We start from the raw sequence: 19,298 nt of genomic DNA on the forward strand, positions 1-19,298 counted from the left end.
CCGCTAAGACCGCCCTTGCCCTCAGTCCTCGAAGTCGCCGGCCGCCTTGCGGAAGCGGCCCAGCACCTGGATCAGCTGCTCCACGTCGCCATCCTCAAAGCCCGACTGGCCGAAGACCTCTGCGTTGAGGGCCGTCGTCGCGCGCTTGGCCAGGGTGCGGCCCTCCGAGGTGAGCTCGATCAGGGTGGTGCGGCCGTCCGTCGGATGCGGTGAGCGGACCACCAGTCCCGCCTTTTCCAAGCGGTCGACGGCGTTCGTCACCGAGGTGGGATGGACTTGCAGCAGGGCGCTCGCCTTGTTCATGGGCAGCGCGCCGCTGCGGGCGAAGCTGAGCAGGGCCAGCAGTTCGTAGCGCGCGAAGGTCAGGCCCAGGGGTTTGAGCACGGACTCGATCCGGGCAGTGAGGATCTGCTGCGTGCGCATGATCGCCGTGATTGCGGCCATGGGCGCAGCCACTTCGCTCCAGCCGTGGCGCTCCCAGTTCCGGCGGGCGTCGGCGATCGGGTCGCGCGGCAATGGGGTTCCCATGGGCCTCAGTCCTTCAGGCCCAGGAATTCGGACTCGGAATACTCGACGCCCAGGCCCGCCGGCAGCGGGCCCGCCCCGGGTTGTCCATCGGATCCGTGGCGCCTCTCCTCGCTCTGGCGCAGCTCCACCCGGCGGATCTTACCGGAAATCGTCTTGGGCAGCTCGGCGAACTCGAGGCGGCGGATCCGCTTGAAAGGCGCCAGATGGTCCCGGCAGTAGCGCAGGATGTCCTCGGCGACCCGGGGCCCAGGTGTGTAGCCCGGGGCCAGGACCACGAAGGCTTTCGGCACCGAAAGCCGCACCGGATCCGGGGAAGGCACGACGGCGGCCTCCGCCACGGCCGGGTGTTCGATCAGGACGCTTTCAAGTTCGAAAGGGGACAGTTTGTAGTCGGAGGACTTGAAGACGTCGTCGCCGCGGCCCACATAGGTGATGACGCCGTTTTCGTCCCGGCTGGCCATGTCGCCCGTGTGGTAGTAGCCATCGCGGAACGCCTCGGCGGTCTTCTCCGGATCGCCGTAGTAGGCGGTCATGAGGCCTACGGGCCGGGGGTCCAGGCGCAGGCAGAGCTCGCCGTCGTCGGACTCCTCGCCGGTGGCCGGATCCACCAGCACCACGTCGTACCCCGGCAGCGGCCGCCCCATGGAGCCGGTCTTGACCGGCTGGCCGGGGGTATTGGCCACCTGCACGGTGGACTCGGTCTGGCCGAAGCCGTCGCGGATGGTCTGGCCCCAGGCGCGTTCCACCTGCCCGATCACTTCGGCGTTGAGCGGTTCGCCGGCGGACACCACCTTGCTGGGCGGATTCTTCAGCAGGGTCAGGTCCGCCTGGATGAGCATGCGCCACACCGTGGGCGGGGCGCAGAAGCTGGTGACGCCTTCGCGGTCCATCTGTTCCATGAGGGCTTTGGCGTCGAAGCGTTCGTAGTTGTAGACGAACACGCACGCCTCCGCGATCCACGGCGTGAACACATTGGACCAGGCGTGCTTGGCCCAGCCGGGGGAGGCCACGTTCAGGTGCACGTCCCCGGGTTCGATGCCGATCCAGTACATCGTGGACAGGTGGCCCACCGGGTAGGAGGTGTGGCTGTGTTCCACGAGTTTGGCCCGCGAAGTGGTGCCCGAGGTGAAATACAGCAGCATCGTCTCGTCGGCGCGGGTGGGACCGTCCGGGGTGAATTCCGCCGGTTCCGAGGCATGATCGGAGTACCGCAGCGCGCCAGTCGTCAGGGCGGCAGAGGCAGTACCGCCGTCGCCCACCTCGATCAGCGTGTAGTCGCCGGGTACCTCGGCGAACTTTGCGATGTTGGCGCTCCCGACGGCGGCCCAGTGTGCGCCGCCGCGTTCCACCCGGTCCGCGATGTCCCGCGGGCCCATCAGCGTGGTGGTGGGGATCATGACCAGGCCCAGCTTGATGCCGGCCAGCATCAGCTCCCAGAGCTCCACCTGGTTGCCGAGCATGACGATCATCCGGTCCCCGCGCCGCACGCCCTGGCCGCGCAGCCAGTTCGCCAGGCGGGCGGAAGACTCCGAGAGTTCCGCGAAGCTGCGGCGCGTGGCGCTGCCGTCCTGCTCCACGATCACCAGTGCGCGATTGCCGCCCTTGGCCGGGTCCGTGGCGATGGCGTCGAACCAGTCGAGCGCGAAGTTGAAGTGTTCAAAGCGCGGCCACTGGAATTCACGGTGGGCCTGGGCGTAGTCCGTGCGCAGCTCCAGGAGCCGGTCGCGGGCCGCACGGAAGTCTTCGGTGACAGTCATGGCGTGCCTTTCGCTTCACGGGCCGTCCGCAGCCGGAGGCCCGCATCACTTGCAAAATATACTAGGACATCCAAGCGTTAGGAAGGCCGGCCGGTCCGCAGCTCCCCGGCAAGAAGTTCCGCATACAGCGTGGCGTGGCGCCTGGCCATCAGTTCGGCGCTGAAACGGCGTTCGACGGCGGCACGGCAGCCCCGCCGGTCCAGCCCGGCCGCCGCGCGCAACGCCAGGGCCAGTTCTTCGGTGCCGTTCCTGAGGAAGCCCGTGACGCCGTCGTCGACGATTTCCGGAGCCGCGCCGCGCGGCACGGCCACCACGGGTGTCCCGGCGGCAAGCGATTCGATCATCACCATCCCGAACGGCTCGTCCCACTGCAGCGGGTTGATCAGCGCCAGCGCCCCGCCCAGCAGATCAAACTTGCCGGGGGCATCCGGCTCGCCCAGGAACTCCTCGTTGCCGCCGAGCAGTGGCTCCACGACATCCCGGAAGTAGTCCACCTCTGCCCGGGCGCTCATCTTGGCCGCGATCCGCAGCGGGATCCCTGCCGCCCGCGCGGCCATGATCGCTTCCACCAGCCCCTTCGTCGGGTCCATGCGGCCCAGGAAGAGGGCGTAGCCGCCGCGGCCGTCGCCAAACGGGATGGTTGCAGGATCGACGCCATGGTGGATGACCCGGGCGGTGGGCACGTCCGGGGCGGAGTGGGCCTGGTGCCGGGAAATCGCCACCAGCGCGGTGTCGCGGGCCATCATCCGGTAGACGCTGCGCAACTCCGGGGTCATGACAGTGTGCATCGTGCACACCACCGGAACGCCGTGCGGCCGGTGCCGGTACAGGGGGCCGGCAAGTGTGTGGTCGTGGATGAGGTCGACGGCGCCGAGGGCCTCGTATGCCCGGATCACGTGGGGCAGCTCGGAGATGCTCTGCCCCATCCCGGAACGGTGCGCCGGGGCGAAGCCGCCGGGCCGCTCCACCGGGGAACTGCTGTCCGAAGACGCGGCGAGAACCACGCTGTGCCCGGCTGCCGTGAGGCCGGTGGCGAGGGCATGGACCACCGCTTCCGTCCCGCCGTAGGCGGTCGGCGGTACCGGAACCCAAGGCGGTGCGATCAGGCCTATCCGCATGGAAGTGCTCCTAGTTGGTGGGACTCAGCTTCTCCGCAAGTTCCACCAGTTCGGCCAGCACCGGCCTGGTTCCGTGATGCAGGGTGATTTCCGGCGGGAGACCTTCAACTGTTGCCACATTGTCTTTCACGGTGATTGTCATCCGGGCGTCGCCAATGGGGCAGTTGCTGATGCGGACGTCACCGAGTTCCGGCGGCAGGACCGGGGCCAGCCACAGCTGGTTCAACGACACGTGGGGATCGTGCCGCAGCAGGACGCGCAGGAGCTGCACCGGAGCGGCGGCGGCCCAGGCCTGCGGCGAGCACGACGTCGGGTACGGGACAGGCTCGGGGTACTCGGCACGGTCGAAGCCGCAGAAGAGTTCCGGCAGCCGGTGGTCGGTGTATTCCGCGGCCTCGAACAGTGCCATCGCCACCCGCTGCGCCTCGGCCACGAAGCCGTAGCGCATGAGGCCGGTGGCAATCAGGGCATTGTCATGCGGCCACACCGAACCGTTGTGGTAGCTGGCCGGGTTGTAGGCCCCCATGTCCGAAGCCAGGGTGCGGATACCCCAGCCGCTGAACATCTCCGGAGACATCAGCTTCTCCACCATCCGCGGCGCTTTGTCCTCGTCGACGATGCTGCTGACCAGGCATTGCCCCATGTTCGAGGCGCAGGAGTCCACGGGCCGCTTATCCCGATCCAGGGCGATGGCGTAGTAGCCGCGGTCCGGCAGCCAGAACTGTTCGTTGAACTTCCGTTTCAGTTCCGCGGCCCGCTCGCGGTACTCACGCGCCAGGGCTTGGTCCCCGTCGTCGTAGGCCAGCCAGGCCCGGGCAGTGTAGGCACTGTACACATAGCTCTGGACTTCGCACAGCGCGATGGGCGGCTCGGCCAGGCGGCCGTCCGCGAAGGTGATGCCGTCCCAGGAGTCCTTCCAGCCCTGGTTGACCAGGCCCTGGTCGTTGAGCCGCTGGTACTCGACGAAACCGTCGCCGTCGCGGTCCCCGTAGTCCCGGATCCAGTCCAAGGCACGGTCGGCATAGGGCAGCAGCGCGGACATCTGCTCCCGGCCCAAGCCCCAGCGGCTCGCCTCGCCCATGAGTCCCACGAACAGCGGGGTGGCGTCGATGGAACCGTAATAGGTGGATTTTCCGCCCAGCGCCAGGGTAGTTCCGATGCCGGGCCGCACCTCGTGCAGGATCCGCCCGGGCTGCTCCTCGGTGAGCAGGTCCACCTTGGTGCCTTGCCGCTCAGCGAGGTTCCACAAGGTGTCCAGGACAAGGGTGGGATCCAGGGACAGGGCCATATAGGAAGACAGGAGGGCGTCCCGGCCGAAGAGCGCCATGAACCACGGTGCGCCGGCCGCCATCACGGTACGGTCCGGCCGCTCGGGGTCCTCGATTTGGAGCGCGCCGATGTCCTCCTGGCTGCGCTGCAGGGTCCTGGCGAAGGAAGGATTGCCGATTTCCGGGGCAGGGGTCTTCCGGATCCACTCCTGGCGCCGCAGTTCCGCGGGGGACTCCGCCGAACTCAGGCGGTGGAACGGCTGGTGCGGCAAAGGCCCGGCCGGCCCGCCGCCGTCGGGCGTTGAAGAATCGGAGTCCAGCGGAACGGGCAGCGGAGAAACGGTGACGGTCACGCTCCAGCTGCCGTGGGCCGGGACCACCAGCGTGTACCCCAGGCCTTCGTGGCGGACGGCGGCGTCCGGGGCGTGGACCACCACACCCTTGCGGGCCCCGCGCCAGGAGCCTTCGATGGACAGGGAATCGCCGACCACCCGGCGCTTTTGTTCCCAGAAACGGGTGATCCTGGCGTTCTTCACCTCGAAAAGGTCCGCGAAGTCCGCGTCCATGGTGAGTTCGAGGTTGCACACCGCGGGTTCGCGGGAATGGTTGCGCACCGTGATGCGCTCTTCCATCCCGACGCCGGCCTCCCGCCGTCGCTCGACGATCAGCGGGCTGTCCATGCGCCCCGCAAGGCGCCCCGGACGGCCGAGGAACAGGCCCCGGTAGGGTTCGAGGTTCCGCGCAGCCAGGGGCTCCAGCGTGACGTCGTTGACCGTCAGGCGCCAGCGCGAAATGATCCGGGTGTCGGCGTGGAAGACACCGTGCGGACGGTCCGAGTACATGTCCCCGGCCAGCCCGGAGATGCAGAAGTTCGCACCGTCCACAAGGGTCACGGAGGCGCCCAGCGGACCGGCAGCGGTATCGGCGTTCCATCCGGCCACGGCGGCTCCTTCACGGCGGTCCCGCCGGCTTCGGATAGGCCGGCGGCTACGTTTGTCAGCCAAGCACGACCCTACGCCTGCCTTCGGGGCGGCGCCAGAAGCCAGCCGCCCGCTGTTTCCATCGGGATGGAAACAGCGGGCGGAGACGGGCGCCGCTCCTAGGACAGCGGCGTCACATAGGCCCCGGAAATCCCGCCGTCCACGAGGAACGTTGATGCCGTGATGAAGGAAGCGTCGTCACTGGCAAGGAACGCGACGGCGGCGGCCAGCTCTTCGGGTTCGGCAAACCGGCCCAAGGGGACATGGACCAGGCGTCGGGCAGCCTTCTCCGGGTCCTTCGCGAAAAGCTCCTTGAGCAGGGGAGTGTTGACCGGCCCCGGGCACAGGGCGTTGATGCGGATGCCCTGGCGGGCGAACTCGACGCCGAGTTCCCGGCTCATGGACAGCACACCGCCCTTGGATGCGCTGTAGGAGATCTGGGAGGTGGCGGCCCCCATGACGGCAACGAAGGACGCCGTGTTGATGATCGAACCCTTGCCCTGCTCCTGCATGTACGGGATGGCGTACTTGCAGCAGTAGTAGACCGACGTCAGGTTGACTTCCTGGACGCGGCGCCAGGCATCGATGCCGGTATCCAGGATCGAGGCGTCGTCCGCGGGGGAGATGCCGGCATTGTTGAACGCGATGTCCACGCTGCCGTACGTCTCCTTGGTCTGGGCGAAGAGGCTACGTACTTCTTCTTCGCTGGTGACGTCCACCTTGACGAACAGGCCGCCGACCTCTGCAGCGGCGGCTTCGCCGGTGGTGGGATCGATGTCCGCGATGACGACGTTGGCGCCCTCCGCTGCCATGCGGCGTGCGGTGGCAAGTCCGATGCCGCTTGCGCCGCCGGTGATGACGGCGCTGCGTCCTTCGAGACGGTTGGAAACTACTGCGCTCATTGTTGGCTCCTTGTTCTGGCTTGTGAACTGTTGGCTGGTTGAAAGGAGTCCGGCTCAGGCCGGGCTGGTGGAGATGAAGACGTTCTTTGTCTCGGTAAAGGCCGCCAAGGCGTCCGGACCGAGTTCACGGCCAAGCCCCGATTGCTTGAAGCCGCCGAACGGCGTGGAGTAGCGCACCGAGGAATGGGAGTTGACGGACAGGTTCCCGGATTCGACGCCCCGCGCAACCCGCAGGGCGCGGTCCACCCTGGAGGTCCAGATGGACCCGGACAGCCCGTACTCGGTGTTGTTGGCGATCCTGATCGCCTCCGCCTCATCCTCGAAGGGAACTACCGAAAGCACGGGCCCGAAGATCTCCTCCATGAAAGCCGGGTCATCGGCCCGCGGCGTGAGCACCGTTGGCGGGAACCAGAAGCCCGCGCCTTCAGGGGCCTTGCCCTGGAAGGCGACCGGGGCGCCGTCGGGAACAAACGAGGCGACGGTCGCAAGCTGCTGGGCGGAAATGAGGGGGCCCATGTCGGTTGATTCACGGGAGGGGTCCCCGACCTTGAGCCCGAGTACCGAGGGCTCAAGCAGTTCCAGGAAGCGTTCGTAGACGCTGCGTTGCACCAGGACCCGGGAGCGCGAGCAGCAATCCTGCCCGGCGTTGTCGAACGCGCCGCCGGGCGTGGCTGCGGCGGCCAGTTCCAGGTCGGCATCCTCGAAGATGATGTTCGAACTCTTGCCGCCCAGCTCCAGGGTCACCCGCTTCACTTGGTCGGCACAACCTGCCATGATCCGCTTGCCCACCGCCGTCGAACCGGTGAAGACGACTTTCCGGACCGCGGGATGGGTAACGAAACGCTGGCCCACGACCGAGCCCTTGCCGGGGATTACCTGGAACACCCCCTCGGGGATGCCGGCCTCCAAGGCCAGTTCAGCAAGCCGGATGGCCGTCAGGGGCGTCACTTCGGCGGGCTTGAGCACCACCGTGTTCCCGGCGGCAAGCGCGGGGGCGAATCCCCAGCCGGCAATCGGCATGGGGAAGTTCCACGGGACGATCACGCCCACCACCCCGAGCGGCTCCTGGAACGTGACGTCGACGCCGCCCGCTACCGGGATCTGCTTGCCGAAGTTCCGTTCCGGTGCTGCCGAAAAATACTGCAGCACGTCCCGGACGTTGCCGGCTTCCCAGCGCGCATTTCCTATGGTGTGGCCGGCGTTGCGGACTTCCAGCTGCGCCAGGTTTTCCAGGTCGGCGTCGACGGCGGCGGCGAAGCGGCGCAGCAGCAGGGCCCGATCCGCCGGGGCAAGCAGGCGCCAGCTTTCGTAAGCGGCGGCGGCACGGGCGATCGCTGCGTCGACTTCGGCGGTACCGGCCAGCGGCACCGACTCAATGACTTCTTCGGTGGCCGGATTGATGACGTCAAAGACAGTGGCGGTCATGGGGTGGACATCGCTTTCGTGGTCTCGGTGATGGTCAGCGGGCGTTCGGCGCGGTAGGCGGTGGCGGCCGCCACGAAGCCGTGGAAGAGCCGAAGGTCTGCCGGATTCTGCTCCGGATGGAACTGCACGCCCAGAACCCAGCTGTCGTCGTCGCTTTCCAGGGCCTGGATGGTGCCGTCGGCCGAGCGCGCGGTGACGCGCAGCCCCGCGGGCACTGCATCGACTGCTTGGTGGTGGTAGCAGGGAGCCGTGCCCGACGTGCCCAGCAGCCCTTCGATGAGGCTGCCGGGTTCGGTAGCGAAGACCGCTTCGCCGAATACCCCGGGGGCGGGCTGGTAGTTGGCTTCCGGGTTGATATCCGGGATGTGCTGCACCAGCGAGCCGCCCAGCGTGACGCTGAGGAGCTGCGCGCCGCGGCAGATGGAGAACAGGGGCAGCTGCCGTGCCAGCGCGGCCCGGGTGAGTGCGGTGTCGTGGAGATCGCGCAACGGCTGCGCTGCTGTCCGCGGATGCGGTGCTGCTCCGTAGAGGGACGGGTCGACGTCGGGACCGCCCACCACGATCAGTCCGTCCACAATGTCCAGGACTGATTCGTCCGTGCCGACCGGCGGCAGCAGGAGCGGCGTCCCGCCGGCGGCGACGACGGCTTCGACGTAGGTGCCGGGCAGGATCGCTGCCGTTTCCTTCCAGACTCCCCAGGATGCTTCCTGGTAGTAACTGGTCAGGGCGATCTTCGGACGGTAGGCCTTAGAGTCGTTCGAAACCACGTACACGCTCCCAGTCGGTGATGGCACTTTCAAACGCGGACAGTTCCACACCGGCGGCGTGGACGTAGTGATCCACCACCTCGTCGCCGAAGGCCTTCCGGGCGATGCTGCTTTCCGCCAGCAGGGCGCGGGCATCGCGGAGCGTCGTGGGCAGCCGTTCGGCATCGGAGTCGTAGGCGTTGCCCTTCGTGATCGGCGGCATCGGCGCGTCGTTTTCCAGCCCGTGGATGACGGCCGCAACCAGGGCGGCTGCCGCCAGGTAAGGATTCACGTCGCCTCCGCCGACGCGGTTTTCGGTGCGCAGGCCAGGGCCGTGTCCCACCACCCGCAACGCGCAACTCCGGTTGTCCAGCCCCCAAGCGATGGCCGTGGGCGCGAAACTGCCCTCGACGTACCTCTTGTAGGAGTTGATATTGGGAGCGAGGAAATAGCTGAGTTCCCGGAGCGCCGCGAGCTGCCCTGCGATGAAGCGTTCCATGACCGCGCTGAACCCGTGTTCGCCGTCGCCGGCCAGCACAGGCCTGCCGTCGAGGTCCGTGAGGCTGATGTGGATGTGGCAGGAGTTGCCTTCGCGTTCGTTGAATTTGGACATGAAGGTGATGCTCTTGCCGTGCTGGTCGGCGATCTCCTTGGCGCCGTTCTTGTAAAAGCTGTGCTTGTCGCACGCCGCCAGTGCCTCGTCGTAGCGGAAGGTGATTTCCTGCTGGCCCAGGTTGCATTCGCCCTTGGAGGATTCCACTACCAGGCCTGCGGCCTCCATGTTGTTGCGGATGGAGCGGATCACCGGCTCCAGGCGGGACGTGGCCAGGAGGGAGTAGTCGACGTTGTATTGCGTGGCTGGGGAGAGGCCGCTGTAGTTCTTCGCCCAGGCCTGGGAATAGGAGTCATCGAACATGATGAACTCCAGCTCGGTGCCGATGTGGGCGCGATATCCAAGCTTTTCAAGCCGTTCGAGCTGGGCCTTCAGGACCTGCCGGGGCGATGCCACCACGGGTGAACCGTCGGTCCAGAGCACGTCGCACTGCACCATTGCAGTGCCTTCGAGCCAGGGAACGCGGCGCAGGGTCGCAAGGTCCGGTTTCATCACCATGTCGCCGTAGCCGGTTTCCCAGGAGGACATGGCGTAGCCGTCAACAGTGTTCATTTCGACGTCCACGGCAAGCAGGTAGTTGCAGCCTTCGGCGCCGTGGTCCAGGACGTCTTCGAGGAAGGAACGGGCGCCGCAGCGCTTGCCTTGGAGCCGGCCAAGGGCGTCCGTGATTGCAACGACAACTGTGTCGATTTCGCCGGTTTCGATGAGTTCCTTGAGCGTCTCCAGCGTCAGTTGCCGGCTCTTGTCTTGAGCATTCATGATGCCTCCGCGATGTGGATTTCGGATGGTTCTTAAATCTCGGTGCCGTCAGGCCTTGAGCTCTGCTTCAGCGCGTGCCAGCTGGGCGAATTCTTCCTCGGGGGCGCCGGCGACGATCCTGTGCCGGCTGTAGAACCAGTAGTAGAGGAGTGCCGCGGCGAAAATGCCGGCAGTGATGGAGGCGGCGAGGACGTCGACGACGAATGTAGCCACGACTGCCACGGCGGACAGTACCAGGGCAATCGAAGTGGTGACTGTTCCGCCGGGAGTCCGGTAGCCCCGTTCCAGGAGCGGTTCCTTCTTTCGCAGCACGATGTGCGAGAGGTTGAGTAGGACGTACGAGACGGTCGCCCCGAAGACGGCGATGTTGATCAGCAGGGCCCCGTCCTGCGTGGTGGCGGCAAGCAGGAAGCCGACCGTTCCGGGGACGATCAGTGCCCAATACGGCGTGCGGCGCTTTCCGGTGAGGGACATCCAGCGGGGCAGGTAGCCGGCGCGGGAGAGCGCGAACAGCTGGCGCGAGTAGGCGAAGATGATGGAGAAGAAGCTGGCCACAAGCCCGGCGAGGCCTGCGTAATTGATGAAGTCAGCCAGGACCGTATTGCCGCCGTAGGCGATGCGCAGTGCTTCCGGCAGCGGATTGTCCGAACCGCTCATGGCCTTGGCCCCGGCGGCCCCCGGAACCAGGACGAGCATCAAGGCGCCGAAAACTACAAGGATCAGTACGGCGACAATGATGCCCCGGGGCATGTCCCGCTTCGGGTTTGACGTCTCTTCGGCTGCCAAGGGAACGCCTTCGACGGCGAGGAAGAACCAGATTCCGTAGACCAGCGCCGCAAGGATGCCACTGATTCCCATCGGAAGGAACGCGCTGGATCCGGTGGAACCGTCGGGAACAATGTCGAACAGCCTGGCCGGATCGAACTTGGGAAGCAGCCCGACGACCGCGGCGGCCAGGGCGACCGTTGCCACCGCGGTGATGGCGAACATGATTTTCAGCGCTTCGCCCACGCCGCGGATGTGGATACCGATGAAGATGACGTAGGTGGCCAGGTAGACGGGCCAGGAGTTGCTGAGGCCGAAGAGACCCAGCGCTTCAATGTAGCCGCCAATGAACGTGGCAATGGCAGCTGGCGCCACCGCGTACTCAATCAGCACCGCCATGCCGGTGGCGAATCCCCCGAGTGGACCCAGGGCCCGGCGGGCGAAAGCATAGCCCGCTCCCGCCGTCGGGAGGGTGGATGAAAGTTCAGCGAGGCCAAAGACCATGCACGTGTACATGACGCCCATCAGGATGAAGGCGATCAACAGCCCGCCCCAGCCGCCTTGGGCAAGGCCGAGGTTCCAGCCGGCGAAGTCGCCGGAAATAACGTAGGCAACGCCCAGCCCGGCAAGAAGCACCCAACCGGCGGCGCCGCGGTTCAGCTTGCGGTGCTGCAAATATGCATCGTCGTTGCGTGCTGTGTCTGTTGTTTCCATGTGTCTTCCTAAGTGGGGAGGAATGCATTGGGAAAGTCTGAAGTGCGCACGTTCTAAAGGACTGTTTTTAGTCCAAGAGCTGCATCACAGTCTGAGGGTGATCCGCGCCACGGTCAAGCATTTCGATGAAAAAGATGCCGGGATTGGCAGATTGGCACTAGGTAATGGTCGATTGAGTGACCATTAAGGCAGGCGCGGATAGGATGGTTCCAACATCGACGGCCCGGTTCCGGCCCTAGTGAAGGGGAGGCTCCGCCATGCAGGATTCTCCGTTCGGCCCTTCGTATTCCGTGCTGCGCCCGGTGCGCGGCGGAAACGCCTTTGAAGAGACCATCGAACACCTCCTGCAGACCATCAAGCTGGGGATATTCGCGCCGTCGGAGAAGCTCCCGCCGGAGCGCGAACTGGCGGAGAGGCTCGGGGTTTCCCGGGCAACACTGCGGGACGCCCTGGGTGAACTGCAAAAAGCCGGCTATTTGGAAGTCCAGCGGGGGCGCTACGGCGGGACCTACGTCTCAAGCTCGGCCGTTCATCGCCCCTCGGAGAGCCGCCCGCTGGAACGCGCGGAGGTCGAAGACGTGCTCTTGTTCCGGGGAATCATCGAGCCTGCGGCCGCGGTGCTGTCCGCAAAGGCCGCACTGACTGCCGCCGCACGGCAGCATCTGCAGCAGTGCCTCTCGGAATTGATGAGTGCGACGCCGGAAACCTACCGTCCGCGGGACGCCCGGTTCCACATCGCCATCGCCGAACTGTCCGGATCAGCCAGCCTGGTTGGTGCCGTGGCGGAGACGCGCGCGCGGCTCAACGATCTGCTCGACCGCATCCCGCGCCTCGGCACAAACCTCGAACATGCCAACGAACAGCACGCGGAAATCGCGGAGGCAATTCTCAAGGGCGACGCGGTCACGGCGGAGCGGGCCACCATGGAACACCTTGAAGGCACCGCCTCCCTGTTGCGGGGCTTCCTGGCCTGAGGCCCGGATGTCCTGGCTTACTTCTTCCACCAGCTGTCGAAGATGGTGACCGGCACGGTGCGCTTGTGGCGGGTGCGCAGGTACTTGTCCTCGATGATTTTCGCAACATCCTCGGGAACCTCACGGCCCTCAAGGTAGTCGTCGATCTGGTCGTAGCGCAGCCCGAGTTCGTCCTCGTCGGTGCGGCCGGGCTGTCCGTCCAGCAGGTCCGCCGTCGGGATCTTTTCCCAAACCCGCGCGGGAGCGCCCAGTTCGGCGAGGAGGGCCCGGTTCTGGCGCTTGTTGAGGCCGAACAGCGGCAGGATGTCCGCGCCGCCGTCGCCGAACTTGGTAAAGAAGCCGGTGACGGACTCTGCGCCGTGGTCCGTGCCGATCACCAGGTAGTTGTGTTCGCCGGCCAGCGCGTATTGCGCCACCATGCGGATGCGGGCCTTGGTGTTGCCCTTGTGGAAGTCCGAGATTGCGGCGCCGGTGGTCTTCTCGAACTCATCCTCCACGCCGTCCACGCCGGCCGAGATGTTGAACGTCCACTCGGTCTTGGCCTGGATGAAGTCCAGCGCGGCCTGTGCGTCATCTTCGTCATGCTGGGTGCCGTACGGCAGGCGCACGGCCACGAAGTTGGCCTCCACGCCTTCGCTTTCCAGTTCCTCGACGGCCAGCTGGGCGAGGCGCCCGGCCAGCGAGGAATCCAGGCCGCCCGAGATCCCCAGCACGAAGCCCTTGGTGTGGGTGGCCTTGAGGTATTCCTTCAGGAATGTGACGCGCCTGCGCACCTCCTCGGCAGGATCGATCCGGGGCTGGACGCCCATTTCTTCGATGATCTTCGCCTGGAGTTTGCGCATGCACCCAAGACTAGCCAGCCGCGTCGGCCCGGCTCAACAACGCCGGCTGTTTTGCGCGGATCGTTTCGCGGCTCCCGTAAAATAGGGCCCATGACTCCCGTTGCTGACGCCTCCGCTGCCCGTGCCCGCTTGCTTGAACTGATCAAGGAGCTCGCGGTGGTCCGCGGCAAGGTGATCCTCTCCAGCGGAGCCGAGGCAGACTACTACATCGACCTGCGCCGCATCACCCTCCACCACGAAGCCTCCAAGCTGGTGGGCCAGGTCATGCTGTCCCTGATCGACGACGCCGGCGTGGCGGTCGAGTGCGCAGGCGGACTCACGATGGGTGCCGACCCCGTCGGTACCGCGGTGATGCACGCGGCAGCCGACGCCGGCCGCGCCGTGGACGCCTTCGTGGTCCGTAAGGCGCAGAAGTCCTACGGCATGGGCCGCCAGGTGGAGGGTCCGTCCGTGGAAGGCCGCAACGTAGTCGTGCTCGAAGACACCTCGACCACCGGCGGTTCGGCGCTGACCGCCGTCGAGGGTGTCCGCAACGCAGGCGGCAACGTCGTGGCAGTGGCCGTGATCGTGGACCGCAACACCGGCGCCAAGGAAAAGATCGAAGCCGAAACCGGCGTTCCGTACCTGTATGCCTTCAGCAAGGATGAGCTCGGCCTGAACTAAGGGCTTGTCTCCGTGTGGCCGGCTCCGGAAGGGGCCGGCCACGCTGCGTTAAGGGCTTTGTCAGGGGCCACGCCGTCAAAATGTTTCCCCGAGCTGGACGTGGACGGCCAGTGTGACTGCTGCCAAGGCCAGGATTCCGACGCATGCTTCGGCCAGGTGTCCGTTCCTGGGCTTCCGCCGACGGATCGGTACGTGTTGGCTCTTCGCCTGCCGTGGCGGCCGTGCATTTGCGGCCGAAGTGGAACTTGTCAGGATGGCGGCCGCGACAAGGACAATCACAGCGATCATGGCTTCGCTTCGAAGGTAATCATCAGATCGTAATCGTCGTCGATATGGAAAAGCCGGCGGTGGCCGATCTCGTCGATCACCCAGATGGTTTGGCCATCGTCAGTCCGGTCGTCGATGGAGCCATGATGGCAAGGAACTCCCCGCTGGCTCAGGATGACGAGGTCGCCCCGCTCGAGGGTTTTCCAGAGAGATGTGTGACTGCTTTGTCGCACCTTGATCTACCTTTCTGATGCTCGGCGTGTGGTTCCGTGAGGGTCGCCGGAAGGAGTCGAGGCGCGGGGGAAACCTGGAGAGGGCCGCGGAACGACAGAGCGAGACACCAGCTTATCGTCGATTGTTGACAATTTGAAGAGGAGGCTGGTTAGTCAGGGTGAAGGGTCGATGAGGAGGTGAGTATGCACTACGAAAAGAAAATTGTTGACAATTGACAAGCTGGGATTTAGATTCATAGGGAATCAAAATGGTCGGTCCGTGGCAGCTGGCAACAGATGGCTGGCAACTCCATGGCCCCTACTCTCCTAATACCTCCTTGAAGGGACGCATCATGGCTCCGACAAACTCCCGGCCGAAGTACATCTCCTTTGACATCTACGGCACGCTGATCAATTGGGACACTGATTCCACTACCCGCCGTCTGCTCGCGGACCGCCTGCCTGAAGAGCAGTGGCCTGCGTTCAAGAAAGTTTTCCGCGGGTACCGCTTCGACGAGGTCCTTGGCGACTACAAGCCCTACGAGCAGATCCTCCAGGATTCCTTTGACCGGGTATGCAAGTTTTTCGGCATCGGGCCGACCCTTGGTGCGGGCGCAGAGTTCGCTGACGCTGTACGCAGCTTTGGCGCGCACGATGACGTGCCGGCTCCGCTGAAGCTCATGGGCGACAACTACAAGCTGGTGGCTCTGTCCAACGCCGACGACAGCTTCCTGGAGATCAGCATCCCGAAGCTCGGCGCTGAATTCCACGCCGTTTTGACCGCTGAGCAAGCCCAGGCCTACAAGCCGCGATACCAGGCCTTCGAGTACATGCTCGATACCCTGAACGCCAAGCCTGAGGACTTCCTGCACATCGCTTCGCACACACGCTACGACATGCATCCGATGCACGACATGGGCTTCCGGAACCTCTGGGTGCTGGACCGAGGCTATGACCCCATTACCGGGGGCTACGACTACAACACCGTGAAGTCCCTGGACGAGATCAACAAACACCTCGGTCTCTGACCCGGTTCCTGAGGCGCGCCCGACCGGGTCCGTCACCGGGTTCGAAGCCGCTTCCCCCGCCCACGGCCGCGACGCCGTGGGCGGGGACACCCAGAACCTCCCCACGCAATGCGGCGGTCCTGACTTTCTCCTTCAATGATTGAAAGGGCGAGATGAGTCCCTCCTTTGATCCCACCGCGCTTCACACAGGCCCGGCCCACGGCGAAGAGGCCACCGGCCCCGCCCCCGCACCCGAGGCCGTCAATAGCGCCTTTGCTTTTATCGACGCCATCGCGTCGGAGAGCGGGCTCCTGGCGGAGCAGTCCCAGCTCGCTGACTCAACTGTCTTGGAGCTGCTGGAAGGGTCCTACGGACTAAGGGGGATGCTCGTCCGGATTCCCACCGAGAAGGATGAGACTTTCCGCCTCCGGGACGGTGAAGAAACCTATCTGGTGAAGGTGTCACCCCCGGATGAGGATCCGGTGATCGTCGACCTTCAGACGGCATGCTTGGATTATTTGGAGCGGACTGCCCCTGAACTTCCGGTCCAGCGTCTTGTCAGGAGCCTTGGCGGGGACCTGCAAGTCCTTATCCCGGGGCCTGGTGGGCCCTATGATCGGGTACTTCGGGTGATGCGCTTCCTGCCTGGCGATTTGCTGGCCAATTCCGAGGCTTCTGCCGGCCAGCTTCAGTTGGTGGGCTCAAGCCTTGCCCGTCTGGGCCTTGCTTTGCGGGACTTCGATCATCCTCGGGCAGACCGTTTGCTCCTCTGGGACCTCAAGCACTTTCACCGCATGCGGCCGCTTCTTGACTATGTCGCTGAGAAGCAAAAACGCGCCCTGGCCGAGGACATTTTCGACCAGTTCGACGAGAAAGTGGTTCCGCTTCTGGGCACCCTTACCTCTCAGGTTGTGCACGGCGACTTCAGCCCGTTCAACGTCCTCGTGAACCCGGACAGGCCGGACTACGTGACCGGGATTATCGACTTCGGTGATGTCGTGCGGACTCCTGTGATCTTCGACATCAGCGTCACCATGGCCAACCTTCTTGGAACAGACCCGGCCAGTCCCTGGGAGCACGCACTTCAGGTCATGCATGGCTACAGGAACATCCGTCGGTTGCCCGAACAGGAGTTCGAAGCCCTGACGGTGTCGGCGCCGGCCCGCCTCCTCCTGCGAGCCCTGATAACCCAGTGGCGGGCAAGCCAATTGCCCCAAAGGCGCGAGTATCTCCTCTCCCATTCAAAGCCGGATTGGAACCGGCTCGCCTCCACGGCCGCGGCCCCTGCACCAAAGCTGCCCTACGCATCCTGAACAAGACCCAGCTTCAAGGAGAAATGATGAGCAACACCTCCCAAACCATCCGGAAGCCCTCCAAGGCCATGGTCAACGGCTTTGATCCCAGCCGCCTGGATGAGCTCACGGAACAGATGCAGAAGAACATCCGACGACGGGACCAGAGCCTGGGACCGGGTTACAGGCTTTTCTACGACACACCCCTGGAAGTGGTCCGCGGCAAGGGCGTGACGTTGTTTGACCGTGACGGAAACGAGTATCTCGACGTTTACAACAATGTTCCCTCGGTTGGCCACGCCCACCCGAGGGTAATAGCCGCTGTTCACGACCAGATGCAGACGCTGAACACCAACACCCGTTACGTCCAGGAATCCATCCTGGATTACTCCGAAGAGCTCCTTTCCACATTCCCCGCAGAGCTTGGCCACGTCATGTTCACCTGCACCGGGTCCGAGGCCAATGACCTCGCCATGCGAGTGGCAAAATACGCCACCGGAAACCAGGGCATCATCGTCACCGCAGGCGCCTACCACGGCCTGACGGCGGAAGTATCGTCCTTTTCGCCGTCCCTGGGAATCGGGGTGCCCCTGGGCGCGAACGTTCGGGTCATCGACGCCCCGGACGCCCTGCGGTACTCATCGGATCAAGGGTCTCTCGAGGATCACCTGCGGAATCAGGTGCGGTCAGCCATCGCTGATCTGCACCGGCATGGCATTGGACTGGCGGCCTTTATCGCTGACAGCATCTTCTCCTCCGACGGTGTCTTCGCTGGCCCGGCAGGTTTCCTTCGCCCGATCATCGAAGAGGTTCATGCTGCCGGCGGCCTGTACATCGCCGATGAAGTCCAGCCCGGTTTCGGCCGCACCGGCGAGGAATTTTGGGGATTCCAGCGCCACGGAATCGTCCCGGATATCGTGACCATCGGCAAACCCATGGGTAACGGCATCCCCGTCGCGGCAGCCATCTTCAAACCCGAACTGCTCGTGGAGTTCGGCAAGAACATCCGGTACTTCAACACCTTCGGCGGCAATTCAGTAGCCATCGCCGCCGCCCAGGCCGTGCTGGACGTGATCCGCGAGGAATCACTCATGGAAAATGCTTTGAAGGTCGGCGGAAAGATCATCACGGGGCTGAATGATCTCGCCCAGGGCCTGGACCAGGTCGCAGAAGTCCGCGGCAGCGGCTTCTTTATCGGCGTCGACCTCGTCACTGATCGATCCACGCTCACCCCCGACGGAGAGGCCGCCGCCGGAATCGTGAACGCCCTCCGGCAGGACCGCATTCTCATCTCCGCATGTGGCGCCCAGGGCAACGTCCTGAAATTCCGCCCACCAATGCCCTTCTCCAGCAACGATGCAGACCGCCTGCTCGAAGGACTGGGCCGCGCCTTCAAGGCACTGCGCTAGGCCGGACAGGCCAGGGGGAATCCTACTAAATAAGCTCACTGGCTCAGCGGATTAAGTCCGCGGAAACCGATTGAAGGGTTGCACAATGAACACTGGAAACAAGATCCGGATCGCGGCTGCCGGATTCGCTGTCCTCCTGGCCCTGAGCGCCTGTGGCGGCACGGCAACGGGCACTCAGGCCACGGAACTCCCGAAGACGCAGAACACCCGGGACATCTCAGAGGGTGTCCAGCCGGATGCGGCCGCGGTGGCGCTGCTACCCGAGTCCTTCAAGGCCAAGGGTGAAATCACGGTGGCAATGGACCTGAGCTCCCCGCCGATGACGTTCCTCGCTGACGACAACTCGACCCCGATCGGCGTGAACCCGGATCTCGCCCGCCTGGTGGCCAAGAAGCTGGGGCTGAAGCTGAAGTTCGAGAACACGGCGTTCGACACGATCATTCCCGGTATCGACGGCGGCCGCTACGACTTCACTGCCACCACCATGTCCGCCACCGAAGAGCGGCTGAAGGTCCTGGACATGATCAACTACCTCAAGGGCGGCTCCGCCGTGGCGGTCGCCAAGGGCAACCCTCTCAAGCTGACCAACGACACGCTCTGCGGCAAGAACATTGGCGTGACCAAGGGCTCCTCACAGCAACTGAAGCACCTTCCGAACGTCTCGAAGTGGACCTATGAGGAGAAGGGCCAGCCCGCCATCAACGCCATCACACTGCCCAACATCCAGGAAGCCCTCACGCAGCTGGACTCCAAACGGATCGACGGCGTCTTCTACGACGCCAGCGCCCTGGCCTGGGCCAACGAGCAGCAGCCCGGCCACTTCACTGTCCTGGAGCCGAGGATGGATACCCACACGAACACCAACGTCGCCATGGGCCTGAAGAAGGGATCACCGTTGACACCGGCCCTGCAGAAGGCCATCCAGTCCGTCCTCGACAGCCCCGAATACAAGAAGTCCCTGGAGTACTGGGGCCTGGCCGCATCAGCCATCACCGAGGCCACCATCCGCTAGTAGCAGTGGGGGGGTGCCGACGCCCCACCTGACCGGTTTTGGTCT

General features: G+C 64.9%; 17 protein-coding genes. 6 read left to right on the forward strand and 11 right to left on the reverse strand.

Annotation, left to right across the window (positions count from 1 at the left end):
* Nucleotides 1–21: 21 nt before the first annotated feature.
* The 9 genes from ACNQPB_RS07265 to eat form a co-directional block, all read right to left on the reverse strand.
* Nucleotides 22–528: a MarR family winged helix-turn-helix transcriptional regulator gene (locus tag ACNQPB_RS07265; RefSeq protein WP_498750377.1), complete on the reverse strand. Its 507-nt coding sequence runs from the start codon at nucleotides 526–528 to the stop codon at nucleotides 22–24.
* A 5-nt stretch (nucleotides 529–533) separates the two neighbouring features.
* Nucleotides 534–2,285, reverse strand: coding sequence for an AMP-binding protein (locus ACNQPB_RS07270; protein WP_498750379.1), 1,752 nt, complete (start codon nucleotides 2,283–2,285; stop codon nucleotides 534–536).
* A 77-nt stretch (nucleotides 2,286–2,362) separates the two neighbouring features.
* Entirely contained in the window at nucleotides 2,363–3,403 is a 1,041-nt protein-coding gene (locus tag ACNQPB_RS07275) for a glycosyltransferase family 4 protein (RefSeq protein ID WP_498750381.1), read from the reverse strand.
* Nucleotides 3,404–3,413: 10 nt separating this feature from the next.
* Nucleotides 3,414–5,612 (reverse strand): amylo-alpha-1,6-glucosidase, encoded by a 2,199-nt coding sequence (locus tag ACNQPB_RS07280; RefSeq protein WP_498750382.1) that lies wholly within the window; start codon nucleotides 5,610–5,612, stop codon nucleotides 3,414–3,416.
* A 158-nt stretch (nucleotides 5,613–5,770) separates the two neighbouring features.
* Nucleotides 5,771–6,553 (reverse strand): 3-oxoacyl-ACP reductase, encoded by a 783-nt coding sequence (locus ACNQPB_RS07285; protein ID WP_498750384.1) that lies wholly within the window; start codon nucleotides 6,551–6,553, stop codon nucleotides 5,771–5,773.
* A gap of 54 nt (nucleotides 6,554–6,607) precedes the next feature.
* Nucleotides 6,608–7,978 (reverse strand): aldehyde dehydrogenase family protein, encoded by a 1,371-nt coding sequence (locus tag ACNQPB_RS07290; protein ID WP_498750385.1) that lies wholly within the window; start codon nucleotides 7,976–7,978, stop codon nucleotides 6,608–6,610.
* Nucleotides 7,975–8,745 (reverse strand): gamma-glutamyl-gamma-aminobutyrate hydrolase family protein, encoded by a 771-nt coding sequence (locus tag ACNQPB_RS07295; RefSeq protein ID WP_498750387.1) that lies wholly within the window; start codon nucleotides 8,743–8,745, stop codon nucleotides 7,975–7,977. The genes ACNQPB_RS07290 and ACNQPB_RS07295 overlap by 4 nt, the downstream gene beginning before the upstream one ends.
* Nucleotides 8,726–10,096 (reverse strand): glutamine synthetase family protein, encoded by a 1,371-nt coding sequence (locus tag ACNQPB_RS07300; protein WP_498750389.1) that lies wholly within the window; start codon nucleotides 10,094–10,096, stop codon nucleotides 8,726–8,728. The genes ACNQPB_RS07295 and ACNQPB_RS07300 overlap by 20 nt, the downstream gene beginning before the upstream one ends.
* Nucleotides 10,097–10,144: 48 nt before the next feature.
* On the reverse strand, nucleotides 10,145–11,575 hold the full coding sequence (eat, locus tag ACNQPB_RS07305; protein WP_498750390.1) for an ethanolamine permease: 1,431 nt from the start codon (nucleotides 11,573–11,575) through the stop codon (nucleotides 10,145–10,147).
* Nucleotides 11,576–11,832: 257 nt separating this feature from the next.
* Between eat and ACNQPB_RS07310 the strand changes: the two genes are divergently transcribed.
* The gene (locus ACNQPB_RS07310) at nucleotides 11,833–12,549 is read left to right on the forward strand and encodes a FadR/GntR family transcriptional regulator (RefSeq protein WP_498750392.1); all 717 of its coding nucleotides are present in this window, start codon (nucleotides 11,833–11,835) and stop codon (nucleotides 12,547–12,549) included.
* A 17-nt stretch (nucleotides 12,550–12,566) separates the two neighbouring features.
* On the opposite strand, the gene nadE is transcribed toward ACNQPB_RS07310, so the two are convergent.
* Nucleotides 12,567–13,391 (reverse strand): NAD(+) synthase, encoded by an 825-nt coding sequence (gene nadE / locus ACNQPB_RS07315; RefSeq protein WP_498750393.1) that lies wholly within the window; start codon nucleotides 13,389–13,391, stop codon nucleotides 12,567–12,569.
* Between the two features lie 90 nt (nucleotides 13,392–13,481).
* Between nadE and pyrE the strand changes: the two genes are divergently transcribed.
* Nucleotides 13,482–14,054, forward strand: a complete 573-nt coding sequence (gene pyrE / locus ACNQPB_RS07320) for an orotate phosphoribosyltransferase (RefSeq protein ID WP_498750394.1) — start codon at nucleotides 13,482–13,484, stop codon at nucleotides 14,052–14,054.
* Between the two features lie 284 nt (nucleotides 14,055–14,338).
* On the opposite strand, the gene ACNQPB_RS07325 is transcribed toward pyrE, so the two are convergent.
* Complete coding sequence (locus tag ACNQPB_RS07325) at nucleotides 14,339–14,554, reverse strand: hypothetical protein (RefSeq protein WP_498750395.1); 216 nt, start codon at nucleotides 14,552–14,554, stop codon at nucleotides 14,339–14,341.
* A 332-nt stretch (nucleotides 14,555–14,886) separates the two neighbouring features.
* Here ACNQPB_RS07325 and ACNQPB_RS07330 point away from each other — a divergent pair, with 332 nt between their 5' ends.
* The 4 genes from ACNQPB_RS07330 (at nucleotide 14,887) to ACNQPB_RS07345 (ending at nucleotide 19,253) form a co-directional block, all read left to right on the forward strand.
* Nucleotides 14,887–15,561, forward strand: coding sequence for a haloacid dehalogenase type II (locus ACNQPB_RS07330; RefSeq protein ID WP_498750396.1), 675 nt, complete (start codon nucleotides 14,887–14,889; stop codon nucleotides 15,559–15,561).
* Nucleotides 15,562–15,887: 326 nt separating this feature from the next.
* Nucleotides 15,888–16,853, forward strand: a complete 966-nt coding sequence (locus ACNQPB_RS07335; RefSeq protein ID WP_498750398.1) for a phosphotransferase — start codon at nucleotides 15,888–15,890, stop codon at nucleotides 16,851–16,853.
* A 26-nt stretch (nucleotides 16,854–16,879) separates the two neighbouring features.
* Nucleotides 16,880–18,241 carry an aspartate aminotransferase family protein gene (locus ACNQPB_RS07340; protein ID WP_498750400.1) on the forward strand — a complete coding sequence of 454 codons (1,362 nt, stop codon included), beginning with the start codon at nucleotides 16,880–16,882 and terminating at the stop codon, nucleotides 18,239–18,241.
* 85 nt (nucleotides 18,242–18,326) lie between these two features.
* Nucleotides 18,327–19,253 carry an ABC transporter substrate-binding protein gene (locus ACNQPB_RS07345; protein ID WP_498750402.1) on the forward strand — a complete coding sequence of 309 codons (927 nt, stop codon included), beginning with the start codon at nucleotides 18,327–18,329 and terminating at the stop codon, nucleotides 19,251–19,253.
* The last annotated feature ends 45 nt before the right edge of the window (nucleotides 19,254–19,298 follow it).

It is taken from the genome of Curtobacterium sp. LFS079, from assembly GCF_047977865.1.
GTDB lineage: Bacteria > Actinomycetota > Actinomycetes > Actinomycetales > Micrococcaceae > Arthrobacter.